Annotated in this window: 11 protein-coding genes; 2 read left to right on the top strand and 9 right to left on the bottom strand. The window is 40.8% G+C overall.

Going from position 1 to position 17,195, the window contains the following annotated elements; genetic code table 11:
- Positions 1–397: 397 nt before the first annotated feature.
- The 8 genes from FAZ19_RS08780 to argS form a co-directional block, all read right to left on the bottom strand.
- Positions 398–1,927 (bottom strand): T9SS type B sorting domain-containing protein, encoded by a 1,530-nt coding sequence (locus FAZ19_RS08780; RefSeq protein ID WP_169305613.1) that lies wholly within the window; start codon positions 1,925–1,927, stop codon positions 398–400.
- A 15-nt stretch (positions 1,928–1,942) separates the two neighbouring features.
- A complete protein-coding gene (locus FAZ19_RS08775; RefSeq protein WP_136820328.1) occupies positions 1,943–3,223 on the bottom strand; it encodes a hypothetical protein in 1,281 nt (426 codons plus the stop codon).
- A 1-nt stretch (position 3,224) separates the two neighbouring features.
- Positions 3,225–3,890 carry a hypothetical protein gene (locus tag FAZ19_RS08770; protein ID WP_136820327.1) on the bottom strand — a complete coding sequence of 222 codons (666 nt, stop codon included), beginning with the start codon at positions 3,888–3,890 and terminating at the stop codon, positions 3,225–3,227.
- A gap of 87 nt (positions 3,891–3,977) precedes the next feature.
- On the bottom strand, positions 3,978–4,940 hold the full coding sequence (locus FAZ19_RS08765) for a hypothetical protein (protein ID WP_136820326.1): 963 nt from the start codon (positions 4,938–4,940) through the stop codon (positions 3,978–3,980).
- Between the two features lie 54 nt (positions 4,941–4,994).
- Positions 4,995–6,119 (bottom strand): hypothetical protein, encoded by a 1,125-nt coding sequence (locus FAZ19_RS08760; protein WP_136820325.1) that lies wholly within the window; start codon positions 6,117–6,119, stop codon positions 4,995–4,997.
- A gap of 546 nt (positions 6,120–6,665) precedes the next feature.
- The gene (locus tag FAZ19_RS08755; protein ID WP_262709337.1) at positions 6,666–7,862 is read right to left on the bottom strand and encodes a BaiN/RdsA family NAD(P)/FAD-dependent oxidoreductase; all 1,197 of its coding nucleotides are present in this window, start codon (positions 7,860–7,862) and stop codon (positions 6,666–6,668) included.
- A gap of 272 nt (positions 7,863–8,134) precedes the next feature.
- A complete protein-coding gene (locus FAZ19_RS08750) occupies positions 8,135–9,208 on the bottom strand; it encodes a Gfo/Idh/MocA family oxidoreductase (protein ID WP_136820324.1) in 1,074 nt (357 codons plus the stop codon).
- Positions 9,209–9,280: 72 nt separating this feature from the next.
- The gene (gene argS / locus FAZ19_RS08745; protein WP_136820323.1) at positions 9,281–11,062 is read right to left on the bottom strand and encodes an arginine--tRNA ligase; all 1,782 of its coding nucleotides are present in this window, start codon (positions 11,060–11,062) and stop codon (positions 9,281–9,283) included.
- Between the two features lie 108 nt (positions 11,063–11,170).
- On the opposite strand from argS, the gene FAZ19_RS08740 reads away from it, so the two are divergent.
- Positions 11,171–12,562 carry an arginine decarboxylase gene (locus FAZ19_RS08740; protein WP_136820322.1) on the top strand — a complete coding sequence of 464 codons (1,392 nt, stop codon included), beginning with the start codon at positions 11,171–11,173 and terminating at the stop codon, positions 12,560–12,562.
- Positions 12,563–13,446: 884 nt separating this feature from the next.
- Positions 13,447–14,076 (top strand): hypothetical protein, encoded by a 630-nt coding sequence (locus FAZ19_RS08735; RefSeq protein ID WP_136820321.1) that lies wholly within the window; start codon positions 13,447–13,449, stop codon positions 14,074–14,076.
- Positions 14,077–14,191: 115 nt separating this feature from the next.
- Here FAZ19_RS08735 and FAZ19_RS08730 read toward each other — a convergent pair whose 3' ends face one another.
- Positions 14,192–17,050, bottom strand: coding sequence for a ligand-binding sensor domain-containing protein (locus tag FAZ19_RS08730; RefSeq protein ID WP_136820320.1), 2,859 nt, complete (start codon positions 17,048–17,050; stop codon positions 14,192–14,194).
- Positions 17,051–17,195 lie beyond the last annotated feature (145 nt).

Genomic DNA, 17,195 nt, shown 5'->3' with positions numbered 1-17,195 from the left:
AAGAAAAGCAATCGAATGCTTACCGTTATTTAATAAAAAACCGATTAAATTCGAGCTGCATATTATGTAATATACATCATTATTATACGTGATTAATAACATATATTTCCTATATTGAAAAAAAACACTATATAAAGTAAATTTACAACTACAAGAAAATACATGTTTTAACACTTAGATTAGATTAAATCATTCAACACAAAAAGAATAAAAAAGTTATTTTTATGATTCTTCTGCTTAAATCTAAAGAACTATCGTCGAAAAATAAAAAATTCCAATCGTGCTCCGCCTCTAGTCTTCATTTTGCTAACGCAAAATATTTACGTTAATTTTCATACTATCGCGCGCATTTATTTATACATATTTCTTAGCTAGGATAACAATAGGTACCGGAATATTATTCGTTTTTAATCAACACCCAACTCTTTCTGACCGTTTCCTTGCCCCCTCTCACTAAGGTCATTATATAGTAATAGGTGCCCGATTCTAAATTTGATCCATTCCATTTATTATCGTAATTTCTTGATTTAAACACTTCATTACCCCAGCGGTTAACCACAACCAGCTCGATTCTATCATATATTTCGATACCTCGTATCTCAAAATAATCATTAATACCATCTCCATTAGGGGTAAAGACATTCGGTATAAATAGCGCTCTTGGCGTTAAGATTATCGACACTTCTGCCTGTGATGTCAGTCCGTTTTCATCTTCAATTAGGTAAACAAATTTGTCTTGCCCAATTTGATTGACATTCGATACATACAAAATTTCACCTGTAGAAAGAATTGCAACAGTTCCCCACCGCGGTTGTTCCAAAATACGTACGCGGTCCAGCAAAATAGGACTACTACCTACTATGTCATTTACCAATATAGCAATAAGCACTTCCCCTCCAACTTCTACGGAAGACTGATCGTCTATCGCTTCAGGCCCACGTTTATCCTCTACTACTTTAGTAAAATAATTCTTTAAAGCATCTGTCAGCACTCCCACAGGAAACTGCATAGCATGTAAGCCTTCTTCAAGTTGCTCAGTCGATTGTGCAATCCAACTGTCTCCACCTACATATTGCCATATACCTGCCTGCTGATCAATATACATTGTGCCGTTTGTGCGCTGATTATGCTGCAAAGTGTACACCGTATTAACCTGTTGATCCGAATAAATATACCACACGCGATCCATCCCTACCCGATTATCCAGTACCACATTTGCATTGGAATAATCCTGCACAGAAGCATACAATACCACCTCTCGTTCCGGCGACAAAATAGCGGGTGTATAATCTCCTTCCACGATACCAATGGGAAACACGGCCGTACGGTTGGCATCTGTGTGGATATACAATTGGGATTCGACCTTATTACCGGTAATAATCATGCGACGGGAGGAATATTTCTGAATGTCACCACCTTTACCTAGGCCTAGTTTATTACCGTTCAACTCTACGCATGCACCGTCTACAGCAAGATCAAGCGATGCGTTTAAAACAAGATCATTTGAGGCATACGCATCAAAGCCATTGGGCTGAAATCCAGCAAGCAATAGGTTGTTTTTATTGCGCAGTTCAATTGCAAGAGAGATATTTGGATTACCATTTGCATCCAACAAAGTCGCTGATGGTGCTACATTATCGTAATAAATATGCTGTCCCGGATCGTGCAATATCAACCGACCCGTGCCATGTAGTTTGGCACTTGGGTGTATATAAATATAACGTGACCAGATTTCTACCGTCCCGTGGATTTCCCAATCCGCATCGGCATCAATAATCAATGTCTCCGAAAAAATAAGGTTTGCCATACCCTCCTCCATATATTGCGGGGAGTTGTCCGAAACATATGAGCCTACATAGTCCGACTGGGCATGCCCCTCCCTTGCAGTTAATATCCAACCGATCAATACCACGGCTATGTATTGCATGCACTTCATACTTATTTAGTTGATTTTGAGTCGGCTTCGGATCATTGGATTGGAGATGGTTCGTAATATGCGGTTTGGGTTTACGCAAGAACCTATACCACTATACCGCTGCACATCGTGGATACGGACAACTGAACCCGCCAAGTTCAGCCCCACTGGCGAATTTAGTCTTACTTCTATGCGATCAAATGCAGCACCTGGACTAAAAGTCAATGTGGCGGCAGCACCATTTTGAAACAATTGTAAAATATCAAGCCCATTTAGCAATCCTCCACTTAATGTCCGGGTATATACTTGTTGGGTGCCATCATAGACAATTACTTGAACTCCTCCCAAAAGATCAACATTTAATATACCGTCGTTAGGTTCCAACGAAAGCTTTACATTGAAAGTATGATTTGCTTCTGATCTTGTTGGGAAATAGAAAAACTGTGATAAGGTACCCAGAACTTGCACATCCAATAAACTACCTTGCTTTAATTCAGAATAAGAATCTAAATCATTGTCTATTGCTCTATTTAAAAACAGACTATCAACGTCCGCTACGGAAAGGGAAATGCCACCGCCGTCGAAGGATGTGAACATCGGAAGTCCACAATTTTCTCCATTATCTTCATAATAAAAAGCTTTAAAAACGTCTAATGCATATTCGGTACCTATCCCAACGAGGGATCCTGTAGCGTTCGTAATTCGAATTCTATCGTAACTACTATTGGGACGAATTGCTAAATAGTAGTTTCCGTTCTTGTCAATTAACATTTTGACTCTATCTGAACCAAAACCAGCAGAAGAAGATCTAGAGAACACCGAAGTTCCTCCCAATCTAGCATCGATCGTTATTTCTTGATTCCCTACCAACACCGCCCCTAATACATCACCTAAAACTTCGCCAAGACTCCCCCCTAATAATGCATCAAAAAGGCTATTATCACCTGCGATCCGGACGTACGACCAGGTATTAGCATCAAGAGTTTGTGGAAACTTTAGTTCGATAGCACCCGTATACGATGCCAAGCCTGCTAATATCCCTGGAGACGCCAAAAGACGAGCATACGATTCGTCGTCTACTAACGCGTTAGGGGCATCCTCTACCGTTGGATCAAAACACGCTCCAAGTCCAAGGGCACCACACCCGAGTAGAGACGTCATTTTATTTATCCCGCTGGTATAAGTCACCTCATTAGCTAATACCTTGGTCTGCCCACGACTTTCTATTCCCAAAATCAGTAAGAGAAACAATAGAACAAACCTTCCAAACCAAACCAACTTTCTATTTTTTAGTCTCACGTTTCTCATCCTATTTAACGACAAACACAATATTTACAAAAGAATAGTCCGTTCCTGTACCCACCACATCGTAGGTCAAAACACCGTTGGCATCAATACTTAGATTTGCCAATGCCGTATTGTCATAATCTGTCACATAATAATACAAATCAGTAGCAACAGGCAAATTCGGGATTTCGTTTGGTGCATTGATGCTTTTTACAAAGGTCGGTCTCACAGCTGTCCCTATGGATCCACCAGTAACTGCATCAGGTAAAAATTCTTTATTTGTAAATTGCGCTTTATATTCAGCATACAGATTCCTTTTAAACTCTGTACCTATAGTAGATGTATTAAAAACAATCGAAGGCATATAGAAAAATTTCGGCATTGTTGCCATCCCTTCACTTACTAACTTTACCCATTTCGTGCCGTCATTTTGATAAAGGCCAGGAGTGACATCATGGGTGCTTTCTGTATTATAAACAAGCATGCCTTCTACATTAGCAGCAAGTGGCACGGGCAACAAGGTAGAATCCAAAGCCACCCTAGGCAACAAAAAACCTTTATCTACGGATTCTACGTCCAACATTGCGTTAGAATTGGGCGTACCATTTGTACCCCCAATTTTAACCTGTGCCTGAATTCCTGTGCTCAAAGACAAGAATAGTGATACAATGAATACGAATCTTTCCATTTCAAGGAATTGATTATAGGTTAACTAAATTTGCTGCGATAATGATTTATACGCACTTCCCAACACTTCGCTCTAACATCACCCTTCCTACAATCCGGCCGGCACATCTGTGGCTGCAAACTCCACAATAACCTTTGCCGTAATATCTGTCGTTCCTAAAACATTATACATATTACCTACACCAACATTGAAATCTACTTTTTTTGTTGGCACGTCAATATCAAGACTTGTAATAGAAGCTGTCGCCCCTATACCATATCGTAATGTCGCGGATAAGATTCCATCTGCAACGATTGCTTTGTCTATCGTAATACCTGTCGTCTGTGCCGTATTGGCGGTAACAGTCGTTGTGAATTCACCTCGATAAATATAATAAGTTGTACTCCCGTCAACGTAAGTATTTCCTGTGAAAACGGATGTATTTGCATTAGCATTAATGACATCACCTAATATAATTTTAAATTCATTTATATCAACAGGTTCAGCGATGTAAGTTGAAGTTGCTGCATCATAGTAAACGAAACTAAATGACGCGGGTACCGCGGGATTTCCGCCCGACGCAGGCATCTCAGGAGTATACACAAGTCCTCCACCTGAATTTATTCCATTACCCAATTCTGTATCGTTAATATTATTTGAAGGAAATGCAACATTTAACAAGTCTTTGATTTTTTGATTATCTCCGAGTACAGCATTCAACTGCGTTTGGTTTACGATTCTTTCCCAATGTGCTGGAATAGCATTTGGAGCCGTACCTTCCTCTAATACCCAATAGTAGAATCCCGGTGCAACCGCCGTTTCTCCTGTCCCAGCAACCATCGTATTAAAGACTAATAAACTTTGTGCTTCTGTTCCGGTCACCGGCGCAAATGCAGTAGTAGCAGTCAAGGCAACCCGAGGTATCAGAATACCTTTGTCGCCTGCTAAAATTTCTAACTGCGCAGCATCAGCCGGTGTTGGTGTCCCAATCCCTACCTGTGCATTTGCTTCGATGGTGCAAAAAATAGCAGCTACTGCCAATCCCGCCAATTTTATAAATTTACTTTTCATAGTTAATAATATGTATTAAAGATATTGATGTAGTTATTTTACGCGCTAATTCTATTAAATCCTACTGACAATCACCCACTCGGCACCGTTGGATTGAAATACCCAACCCTGATACGGGGTGAATCCTGTTATCTGTGATAATCCCTCGACCCGTTCCCCATTTGTCGCTTTTACGACTACCAAATTTCCCGTTGCATCAAACTTTTTGACAGTCACCTTACGCCCGCGGTTGTCCGCCGCCTGGGGCAAAGTAACCTCAATCTTACCACCTTGCGCATTTGCCACTACACTTATTTCGGCAGCATAAGTGATATCCATACCTTGTAAACGGAATGCTTCTTGTAAATTGGGAATATCTGTAATCGTAGTCAATATGGGATTCAATTTCGAAAAATCAACATCGACCGTATAATCCGTCTGCCGGCTATCGCTCACATTTGTCGTCGCTATAACGCTTACAGGACCAACACCTTGCACATGGGTAAGCAATTGGGTGCTCTGTACCATATCAACCACTTTCAAGTATCGCTTTACACCCGAAGCATCAATATAAGTAAACTGTTCGCCATCAAATTGAACATGACTTATCTGATTTTGAATAAATTCCAATAATAAATTTTGAACCGTATTGTCATTCAAAATTGTTCCGAACTGTTGGACAACCTCACCCGGAATATCTATATCAACACCAACCGCATCTGCTTTTAGTGTTATGCCGTCTGCAAGATATTGATCTTCGCTATAATAGGTAAAACGCCCCCCTCCTTGCTTACGCAATTCCGTAATAGTCTGTTGCAAAGAAATACTTTGGACGATAGCTCGAAGATCAATAGATTCGATGACACCTCCTGGTTGGATAAGTGTCAAAACATGTGTTGAAGAATTATAACTTACTTCTAACTGCTCACCTCCTCGTGCCAAAACCCATTGTGTACCATCACTATAATAGATACCGGGAACAACATCGTTTTGTTGTGCAGTATTATAGACCATCATACCTGCAACATGCTCAGTCAATGGCGCCGCCAACGAAGTTGAAATTAACGCAATTCTTGCATGCAACAATCCTCGGGCACTACTTTCCAACTCCAATAAGGCTGACCGTTGGGCTTTATAAGAGGAAGAAACCGATCCATCACCTAGCTTTTGCTGCCCTGTAGCAACAAATATCGAAAGCATAAAAGCGCAGGTTAATATAAATTGATGCAGTCTTCTCATAATGTAGAAAATAAAAGCATTGTATTACCAATAAGTTAATACATTAACTATATCAATTCGAAAACATAAACATAAGTGTAGATTACATTTGGACTTCTATCGGTAATAGAAATTCAAATAAGCCTAAACATATGGGCTTTCAAACTATTTATAAAGTTTTTAAAAAAAATAACTAAACTAAAAGATTAATTATGGTCTATTATAATTGTTTTTTCATAGAGTAAATAGACTAACTTCTAAAGTTAGTAAATCACTGAGAGTAAATTTAAAGATATTTTCCTATATTCCAAACATTTTTTATTAATTAAATATTAAAGTCGAAACAAATATTAAATAAGCCTTATAAAAAACCTAATACACTGATTAAAAGAAAATTAAAATCAGACCTCTCAAAAAACATATATAGAAAAGATTTGGATTGATACTTCTAAGTATCGTCTTTTTTTAAACGAATTTAAGCATACGACAGAAAAATATGGAGAAATACACCCCAAAAAAACGAATACACTAAATATCCTGCGCGATAGCAAAACCTGCTGCCCAGGCCCACTGGAAGTTGTAGCCGCCCAACCAACCGGTAATATCAACTGCTTCACCACCCACGTAAAGACCGGGAAAGTTCTTCGCTTCAAGTGTTTTGGATTTTAACTCGTCTGTGGAAATCCCACCACGCATCACCTCTGCTTTATCGTACCCCTTGTCACCTGCGGGTTTCACCTTAAAAGTATGTATGGTATCAACAATACGTTGTGCTTCTGCTTTCCCCAGCGAAGCAATCTTCGTCTCAATAGGTAAGAACTTAGCTAGAGCTTCGACTATTTTTTTAGTAAAATAGTCATTTAGCAGTTGGCCGATTGTTCGCCTTCCACCGGTATTACGCTCCTGCTTGATGAGCTCTTCCAATTTAAACTTTGGCAACAAGTCTATCGTAAATATCTCCCCCGCCCGCCAATAAGACGAAATCTGTAAAATAGCTGGACCACTCAATCCCCAATGTGTAAAAAGAATATTCTCCTCAAATGCAATACGATCATTATATACCCGTGCAAAGACCGAATTTCCCGATAAGGAAGCATACCATTCTGCATCTTTACCTGTAATAGTAAGCGGCACCAAAGCCGGGGCAGTACCTACTACCTGCATACCCAATTTTCGGGCCGTGCGCAAAGCGAAATCCGAGGCTCCCAATTTAGCGACCGGCGACCCTCCAGAAGCAAGGACAACCTTTTTGGTATGGAGTATCTGCTCTTTACCAGCCCTTTCGATGGTAATAGAGTATCCGTCTACCGACTGCTCAACCGATTTCACAAGGGTGTTCAACCAGAGATTCTGTCCTGTATCGTAAAGCAGTTTTGTAAATACGGAGACAATATCCTTGGCCTTGTTGGTTGTCGGAAAAAGCTGCCCCAAGGTTTTCTCTTCCCCCCTTATGCCTCCGAAATTTTCAAAGAAACGTACGGTATCTTCTACTGTCCACTGTGCAAATACAGCATTTAAAAATTGTGGATTCTCCGACACAAAATTATCGACAGTCGTATACAGGTTGGTAAAATTACAGCGACCGCCACCCGAGATCAAAATCTTAGCTCCCGGCTTATCATTACGCTCCAGCAGGAGTGTCTTTTTGCCCAACAAACCCGCCTGTGCAGCACACATGAGCCCGCAAGCCCCTGCGCCTATAATAATTGCGTCGTATTTTTCCAAAGTCTATTTTATTTATTTCTATCGTCATCGCGATGAGCGCAGCGAAGAAGCGATCTTATTCGTCCATGAACGAAAGACTGCCGCGTCGTTCCTCCTCGCAGTGACGACGTAGTTTACTTTTTGGGCAGCCGCGTCGCAATCCTCATTCTGATGAAACTTGTACTGCTAACTCGTCATCGCGATAAGCACAGCGAAGAAGCGATCTTATTTATCTATTAGCCAAAGACTGCCGCGTCGTTCCTTCTCGCAGTGACGACACAAAAACAACAAATCTAGGAAATCAACTCCCCCTTCAACAGAATCGTTCGCTGTTCAGCTGCGGATCGCTCCGCAAGCTCCAAGATACGGATTACATCACGGGCTTGCTCGGCTTTTACAAAAAGTTCTCCATCACCTTTTAAAACCGTAACAATGTTGGCGTAAAAATCTTGACCCGAACCGCTTTCGCTAGGAACTAACTCTTCTACATCGTCTCCATTTTCAAGCACCGAGAGCTTTCCGAACGAAGTTACATCTTCCTGTCCCCAGTTATCTATATAGTGCGGCATAACACCATCTCGAAGGAGTGCCTCCTGTGGGTCTACTCCCTTTTTAATAAATGTGCCGTTCATACCAAATAAGCTATATCGTGGTGTAGCTTCTTTGGCCAGCATCTGTCCTTTGAGAGAAACCTTAAGACGTGGATAAGACAAAATAAACTCGAAATCATCAATGGTCTTTGCACCATCACGCTGTATGCGTAGGTCAGCAAATACCGCATCAGGATGCCCGAATAGCTGTAAAGCCTGGTCAATCAAGTGCGCACCCAGGTCGTAATGAATACCCGATCCAGCGAGGTTCTCCTCGCGCCAAGCGCCCGGTCGAAGGAAATTCCGAAAGCGATCATAGCGTGCTTCGTAGTTAACCAACCTACCCAAACGACCGGAAGAAATAATTTTTTTCACCGTCTTAAAATCCGAATGAAAACGGGCGTTGTGGTGCACAGACAATAATAGTTCTCTTGATTTCGCCAGCGCAATCAACTCATCCGCCTCTCTCACGGTATTGGTAAAAGGTTTCTCTACAATCACATGTTTGCCAGCTTCCAATGCGCTTTTCGCTAGCGAGAAATGCACATCATTCGATGTCGCTACCACCACTAGATCCACCTCTGGATCTGCGATGATTTCCTCTGCAGATAAAACTCCGATAGCATCGGGATACCGTTCTGCCAGGAGAAGTTGTTGCTCGGGTTTCCGTGCCGTCACTTTATATAATTCCAAATCCGCATTCCCTGCAATAAAAGGAGCATGAAATACATGTCCACCGATAGAGAATCCAATTAGTCCTACCTTGATTTTGTTCATTGTTTACAACTTTTTGTTGATTCGCAGATTTGCCCATCAACGTATTTAAGTATCAGCGCATTTGACTCAAAGTTACATCTGTTCAGGAACAATAATACCCAACATACGCATACTCTCGGATATCACCTTGGCAGCCGTAGCAGATAAGTTCAACCGAAATGCTTTAACCTCCGGATCTTCTGCTTTCAAGATCGTCTCTTCGTGGTAAAATTTATTATATAATTTAGCCACATCGTATGCATAATTTGCCAGCTGCGCCGGGCTAAACTCTTTTGCAGATGCCTCAATGATCGTCGGATAATTAGCCAGTGACTGAATTAGGTCGCACTCAAATACTGATAATGAAGCAGGCACATGAGAAGACCCCGATACATACTCCGCTTTGCGCAATACCGATTTTATACGTGCATGGGTATACTGGATAAATGGCCCAGTATGTCCCTGAAAATCCACAGACTCATTCGGATCAAACAATAGTCTTTTCTTGGGATCTACTTTTAGTAAAAAGTATTTCAATGCACCCATACCAATAGTATCGTATAGTTCGGCTTTAGCCTCTTCAGTCAAACCGTCTGTTTTACCCAATTCCTCTGTCCGAGCTCGGGCTGTTTCGATCATTTCTACCATTAGATCATCCGCGTCGACTACCGTGCCTTCGCGGGATTTCATTTTACCCGTGGGAAGATCCACCATGCCGTACGACAGATGGAACAACCCCTCTGCCCAAGGCTTGCCTAATTTCTTCAGAATCAAGAACAACACTTTAAAGTGGTAATCCTGTTCATTCCCGACCACATATATGGACTCATCCATACCAAATTCGTCGTATTTTAGTTGAGCAGTTCCCAGATCCTGCGTGATATATACCGAAGTACCGTCACCGCGCAGTACCAGCTTCTGATCCAAGCCTTCATCACTCAAGTCGATCCATACCGAATTATCTTCTTTTTTAAAGAACACCCCCGAATCCAATCCTTCCTGAATGATATCTTTACCCAACAGATAGGTATTAGATTCGTAATAATATTTATCAAAATTCACACCGAGTTGGTTATACGTCTTTTCGAAACCCGCATATACCCAAGTATTCATCATCTTCCATAACGTTATCACCTCTTCATCACCTGCCTCCCATTTTTGGAGCATCTCCTGCGCTTCTTTGATCAACGGAGCACTCTTCTTTGCCTCCTCCTCCGTTTGTCCCAAAGTCACTAGACCTTCTATTTCCTTTTTATATTCTTTATCAAATCTTACATAATACTTTCCGACCAGATGATCTCCTTTAAGACTAGTGGATTCAGGTGTCTCCCCGTTTCCGAACTTCTGCCAAGCCAACATGGATTTACAGATGTGAATACCGCGGTCGTTTACCAAATTCGCTTTGACCACATCGTAGCCATAGGCCTTCAAAATCTCCGCAACAGAATACCCCAAGAGGTTATTACGTATGTGTCCCAGATGCAAGGGCTTATTGGTATTTGGAGAAGAATACTCCACCATTAGGCGTTTTCCATTAGGCGGAAATTGACCATAGTCAGCCCGGAGCATCGTATGGTTTAGCAAATCGATCCAGTAGCTATCCGCCAAGCTGATGTTTAAAAAGCCCTTGATAATATTAAACCCGGATATTTCCGTAATGTTTCCCCGCAAATATTCACCGATCTCCGTTCCCGTCTGTTCAGCAGATTTCTTTGAAAATCGCGTTATCGGAAACGTTACAATAGTAATCTGCCCCTCAAATTCCTTGCGAGTCTCCTGCAAAGTAATCTGGGCATCTGGAATTTCCGCGTTATAAAGTTCTTTTACAGCACGAACGGTCTGTTCGATGAGCGTCTGTTGAATAGAAGTAGCCATGTATTATTTTCGTAATTTTACAACCCTCTGATAATGAATAAGAAATTTATCAACCTAAGTGTTTAGGTATTCATCCTGAAAGTATATCTTTGCCAAAAATAATAAAAAATGCAGAGCTATCAGGAATTTCTTGACCTAAGTGTTGGTTTTCCACAAGACGGATTCGAAATTATCGACGACGAATTGTACTTCCACGACTTGAATTTGATGGAGATGATAGAAACGTATGGCACGCCATTACGTTTTACGTATTTACCCATTGTCAGCAAAAAGATCCAGCAGGCGAAGATCTTGTTTCAAACCGCAATCCTGAAACACGATTACCGCGGATCTTACAAATACTGTTACTGTACAAAATCCTCCCATTTCAAACATATTGTAGAAGAGGCGTTGAAAAACGACATTCACCTAGAAACCTCGTCTGCATTTGATATGCCGATGATCGATTCATTGGAACGTCAAGGTAAAGTTACTAAAGACATCACCGTTATCTGCAATGGATTTAAAACCTATCAGTACAAGCAGTATATCATTGATATGATACACGACGGATTCAAAAATATTATCCCGGTACTGGATAACAAAGAAGAATTCAACCTGTACGACGATGAGATCGAATTAGAAAGTCCCTGCGCTTTAGGTATCCGTATCGCGGCTGAGGAACAACCTGATTCGCAGTTCTACACCTCTCGTTTAGGGATTCGTATAGAAGATGTGATTGATTTCTATAACAACAAGATAGTAAATAACCCAAATTTCAAGGTTAAATTATTACACTTTTTCATCAATTCCGGAATTTCTGATACACCATATTATTGGAACGAATTGGAGAAATACGTAACCCTATACTGTAAATTCAAAAAGATCAATCCCGATCTAGATACACTGGATATCGGTGGGGGTATGCCGTTCAAAGACTCCTTAGTACATGATTTCGATTACGAATACATGGTGAATGAAATCGTGAACCGCATCAAGCAGATCTGTGCGCACCATGAGGTAATTGAACCGGATATTATTACGGAATTTGGAAAATATACTGTTGCTGAAGCTTCGGGGATACTATATAAAGTACTGGGTCGGAAATTACAGAATGACCGGGAAAAATGGTTTATGATCGACGGATCATTTATCACCAACCTACCTGATGTATGGGCATTGAACCAAAAATACATCCTCCTACCCATTAATAACTGGGATTCGGAATACGAACGGGTAAATCTAGGGGGAATTACCTGCGACGGACAGGATTACTATAACCAAGAGGCACATACCAGTTCTGTGTTTATGCCAAAGACACGTAAAGTGCAGTATTTAGGCTTTTTCCATACCGGCGCCTATCAGGACGTATTGAGTGGATATGGTGGGATACATCATTGCCTGCTTCCCTCGCCTAAGCATGTACTGATTCGCCGTAATCGGGATGAAACCTTTAATTACGAAGTATTTGGCGAAGAACAGAATTCAAAGCAAGTCATGAAATTACTGGGATACCAGTAATCGATTAGAGATATAACTAAAAAAGCGGCAAAGCCGCTTTTTTAGTTATAAACGTCCTTTTTTGTAAATACGTTACGTAACATGATCCTAAACTCAAACACTTCGAGCATAAACCATATATCTTTCTAGCTAGTTTATCTTCAGTTCGCGCGTATAGAAAACAATAAGCGAGCTATTACAAACCACTTTCTGATCATATGGACTTATTCCAGTCCCTTACTGTTACCATTAACAGTGTCCGATACCGCACCTGAATCAACTGTATTTAACTATAGGTTACATTACCTGTAATTAAATTCACAATCAATAACCTTATGAAATGAACCAACAATGCCTGGTTTGCATGGAAATTGTTATTCCGTGCTAGCAACTCAATATTGTCCCTTCACGATTAAGACCAACTTAGCCCTATTATTTTTTTGATGAAGGGCTACCATAAAGGAAGAAAACATCATCACTTCATAACTCAGCTATTTTAGTATATAGCCCCATTTAATTTAAAAATGACTCACTAAATTTAAAAAATACGTCTCCTTATTGAAGGTTTATCCAGATACATTTTCTTTAAAAGCATGTTACGTAACATAATTGCAAAGCCATCCGCTTCTAATACCAAAGCAGTTTGTCTGAAACCCGCACCATGATGGAACAGGTTAACGTATGAATGCTCTTTATACTAGAATATCGAGTACACAACAGAATAGGATGCCTCCACCTATCAATGGATGAGGAGCTACGCTGTATCTTCTTTGCCGAGGCAATTTGTTATTGGTACCGCTACGTTATCAATTACGTTTATTATCTTTACGATATGCTTGTTCGAATTTTATTTCGCTATAACACCACCACATATATGAACTTATTAAACCACGATAGGTAACGGTATGAAGTATATAAGAGCAAAAGCAGGATTTATCCGTTATTCGGACGATGCCTTGGTTGTAGCTGCGTTACGAATTATCAGATGCCTGAAAGATTCTCCTTATTTCACGGATCCAACTCCTTCATTGGTAGAACTGGAAGAATCTTATGTAGACTATTACGACAAAGTGCTGCAGGCAAAGGGTGGCGGTCTCATCTATAACTCAGCTAAGCGGGAAAGTAAACGCAAATTGGCAGCGCAGTTACAAAAATTGGTTTTTTACATCAACATAGTCAGTGACGGAGATCTGGTGAAGTTACACAGCTCCGGATTTCCTGTTCTCGAAAAAAAGCGCAAAGGACATCTTCCAGCCATACCTGAAGGTCCCTATTTACTGGATGGCAGGGTGAGTGGTGAAGTGGCTTTTGGTTTTAAACCCGTAGGGCGGGATATGTTATACGATTATTGCTTTGCTTCGACACTAGATAAGAAAGGAAACCCAATTTGGGGAGATATCCAGACAACTAGCCGCTCTTTCCGAAGCTATGCCGGAGGCTTCGAACCGGGAAAATATGTATATTTTAAAGTATGTGCAAAAAACAAACACGGGATCAGTGATTGGTCGATCGTTGTCATGTTAATGGTGCGGTAGTGTGGTATGAAGAACCATCAAAATTGTGGCTAAAGCAAGAGCCATTTCCTGCGTTGCGATAGTTGTTTCTTTTTTACCTGCGCCAGAAGCGCATACGACAGTTTACTTGCGCTTCCTATATCCTTTCCAGATAATCACTTAGCGATATTTCCGTATCTATGTTCAGCTTTTTGCGTAGTCTGTAACGATGTATCTCCACCCCCCGCACCGAAATACTTTGCAACTGTGCAATCTGCTTGGTAGAAAAATTAAGCCTTAAATAAGCACACACCTTCAAATCATTGCGTGATAAGGAAGGATGCCTGCTTTTCAGCCTATTAAAGAAACCGTCGTTAAGTTCATCAAAATGGGTGGCAAACTGATCCCAATGTGCCGTATTATTCTCAACATCCTTCAGTAACGAAGTGATGCGTCTTAGTTCCGTTCCTTCTTCCGTTGCTTCCAGTTTTGATAGTTCTACCCGCAGTTTCGTAAGAGCTCCCGAATTTTCCATCAGCTGCATACTGGTACTCGCCAGCTCCTTCGTTTTTGTCAACACCTCATTCTCCAGCTTTTCATTCTGTAGTTTGACGATTTCCTTCTCATTCTTTTCAACTTCCAGCTGATGGATATACCGCATTTGCTGCATCTCCTTCTCAAATTTAAGTTGTTGTTTCACCCACGCCTTTTTTTGCATATTCACCGTCCAATATATGCCAAGTGATGCCAATACAACATATACCACATAAGCCCAAGCCGTCTTATACCATGGAGGTTCTATTTCAAAAACATATACGGCTATTTCAGACTCTTCATTCAGATTGTTCTTTGCCTTAACTTTGAAGGTATATTGCCCACTGGGTAGATTGGTATAGTCCTTCTCACTATTCGTCGTCCAAGGTGACCAATCTGTATCATATCCTTCTAGCCAATATCGGTATGAAACGTGTTCGTGAATACCGTAACTGGGCGACGCATACTCAAAATGAAATGAATCGAACGAAGCATTCAAGATCGGGGAAGAACCCGGGGAGTCGCCTCCAAAAATAACACTATCCTTTACTCCTATTGTACTTACTGACGAGAGTAACACGGTAGGTTTCGTCCTGCTCGGCCGATACATTTCGTAGTTGATATGTATGACACCTTTTTCCGATCCGATATATACATTTTGAGCGTCGTAAGGATATATATTTTCAAATCCCGACGTATTCAAACCTTCAATTTCCGGAAAGTAAGTAATCTTGTAGCTATCTCTTTCTTTGTCATAATCCGCTACACCCACCCTCTTACCGCTACAAAACCATATATTCCCTTCTTTATCGTCAATAAGATACTTAATGGGTATCCCCCGAAAAACAGCAAAATACGATGAAGAAAAGAAGTGGTTATTTGATGCATCATACTCATACACACCTTTCTCAGTTGCAAAGACCACACGGTTCTTGATCTTGAAAACATAATTTTGATAAGTAGAAGGCAGACCGTCTTTTTGGGTAAGAAGTTTTGTTTTATATGTCGTCCTAGGCGCATTTAACTTCATTTGATAGATTCCTCTGTACGGATGGGAAGCCCAGATAATTCCATTATCATCCTTTGCCAAAAATCGATAAGAATCAGATGTGCCCAGCAACGTTCGTTTAATTGAAAAAGTGCGACCATCAAACCCAAGCAGATTCAAGCCCTGATACGTGCCGATTAAACTATAGTTAATAGGATACACCGAAGACAATGGCAGCGTCAACCAAGAACCCGTTCCAGGAGCTATTGGCTTTACAGTTGGTCCTTCTATCTCATAAAACCCTTTATTATGAGCCAACAGCAACTTCCCATTAACTTCATCCAGCCGCCAAGCTTCTCCCCCATCACTACCTTTTACCAAAGAAAACAGACCTGGCGACTGACTATGATCTTCGATTCCTTTGTCCAAAGAAGCTACATATACTCCATTAGAAGAAGAAATATATAAGTTGTTCTCAAAAACCCGGGTCGAGTAGCCCGTTACCTCATGGTCTACATTTGGACGTAAGTAGCGAACACCTCCACCATAACTTATGACCGCAATGCCATTGTCCACAGCGACCCAAATATTTTGCTGTTTATCTACAAAGACGGTAGAAACATTCTTGTTTTGCAAACCTTCGACCACCGAAATACGTTCCAAGAGACGACCGTGTACTGTACGTATGTGACAGCCTTCGGTAGCAGTCGCCATTACGTACCTGTTGTTGTCAATTTTAGCGATAGAAGGCGTGTACATATCATGCCACGATACGTTTTCTAAAGAGGTTAATTTTTGATGATGGAGTAACATTGTCCTGTTGTTCAACAGACTTACCAATACACTATCCTTTCCCATCTCCAACATACCGGATATTTTGTTTCCTCCAAAATGAGTAGCTGGCGACACGACATTCCACTGTCCATTATTGAATGCGAGCAATCCGTTAGATTTATCTTGAGCAAATAATCTTCCCGCAGATTGACCCATAAACTGCCATTCCAAGGAAGCCGGATATACCGCTACCTTATCCCCTTTATAGACAAACAGTAGATTAGAGGCCATAAAAAAAATGCCCTGCTCAAAACCTACGGTGTGCCATACATCTGCAAACTGTCTGTATGCTGCCGGCACCTTATCGTGCAGCGAAACGTAACGTAGATCGGATTTATCTGATTTTACAAAATATCCAAATTCACCTTGCCCTCCTACATAAATTTTATCATCTTCGCTGATGTAAATCGATCTAACAATTGTCTGATTGGGAAGTTTATACTGCTTCCAATATTTACCGTCAAAGCTGATTAGGCCTTCATTATTACCGAAGTATAGAATCCCCCTACTATCCTGTTGGATATCCCAAGTCCGGCTTCCCCCTTGAAAAGTTGCCTTTCCATAATTGACAACCAATGGCGCTCCTAGCGGATTTTGTCCCACAACCACAAATGGAATAGCAATCATCCATACCCATAAAAACACAGTGAAATACTTCATAGCAAAGGCTCAAATTGATTATTGATGTATTTATGATGTACCCCAAATATAGGAAAAAAACCAAATAACTCACTATCTGTTGTATAAATGACGTAGTATATCCATAGGAACATAACTGTATTGCATCTAAATTTGAATAGCTAAA

This window comes from Sphingobacterium alkalisoli, from assembly GCF_005049105.1.
GTDB lineage: Bacteria > Bacteroidota > Bacteroidia > Sphingobacteriales > Sphingobacteriaceae > Sphingobacterium > Sphingobacterium alkalisoli.
Note: the sequence above shows the minus strand (reverse complement) of the source record. Positions and strands in the feature narration are given on the sequence as shown.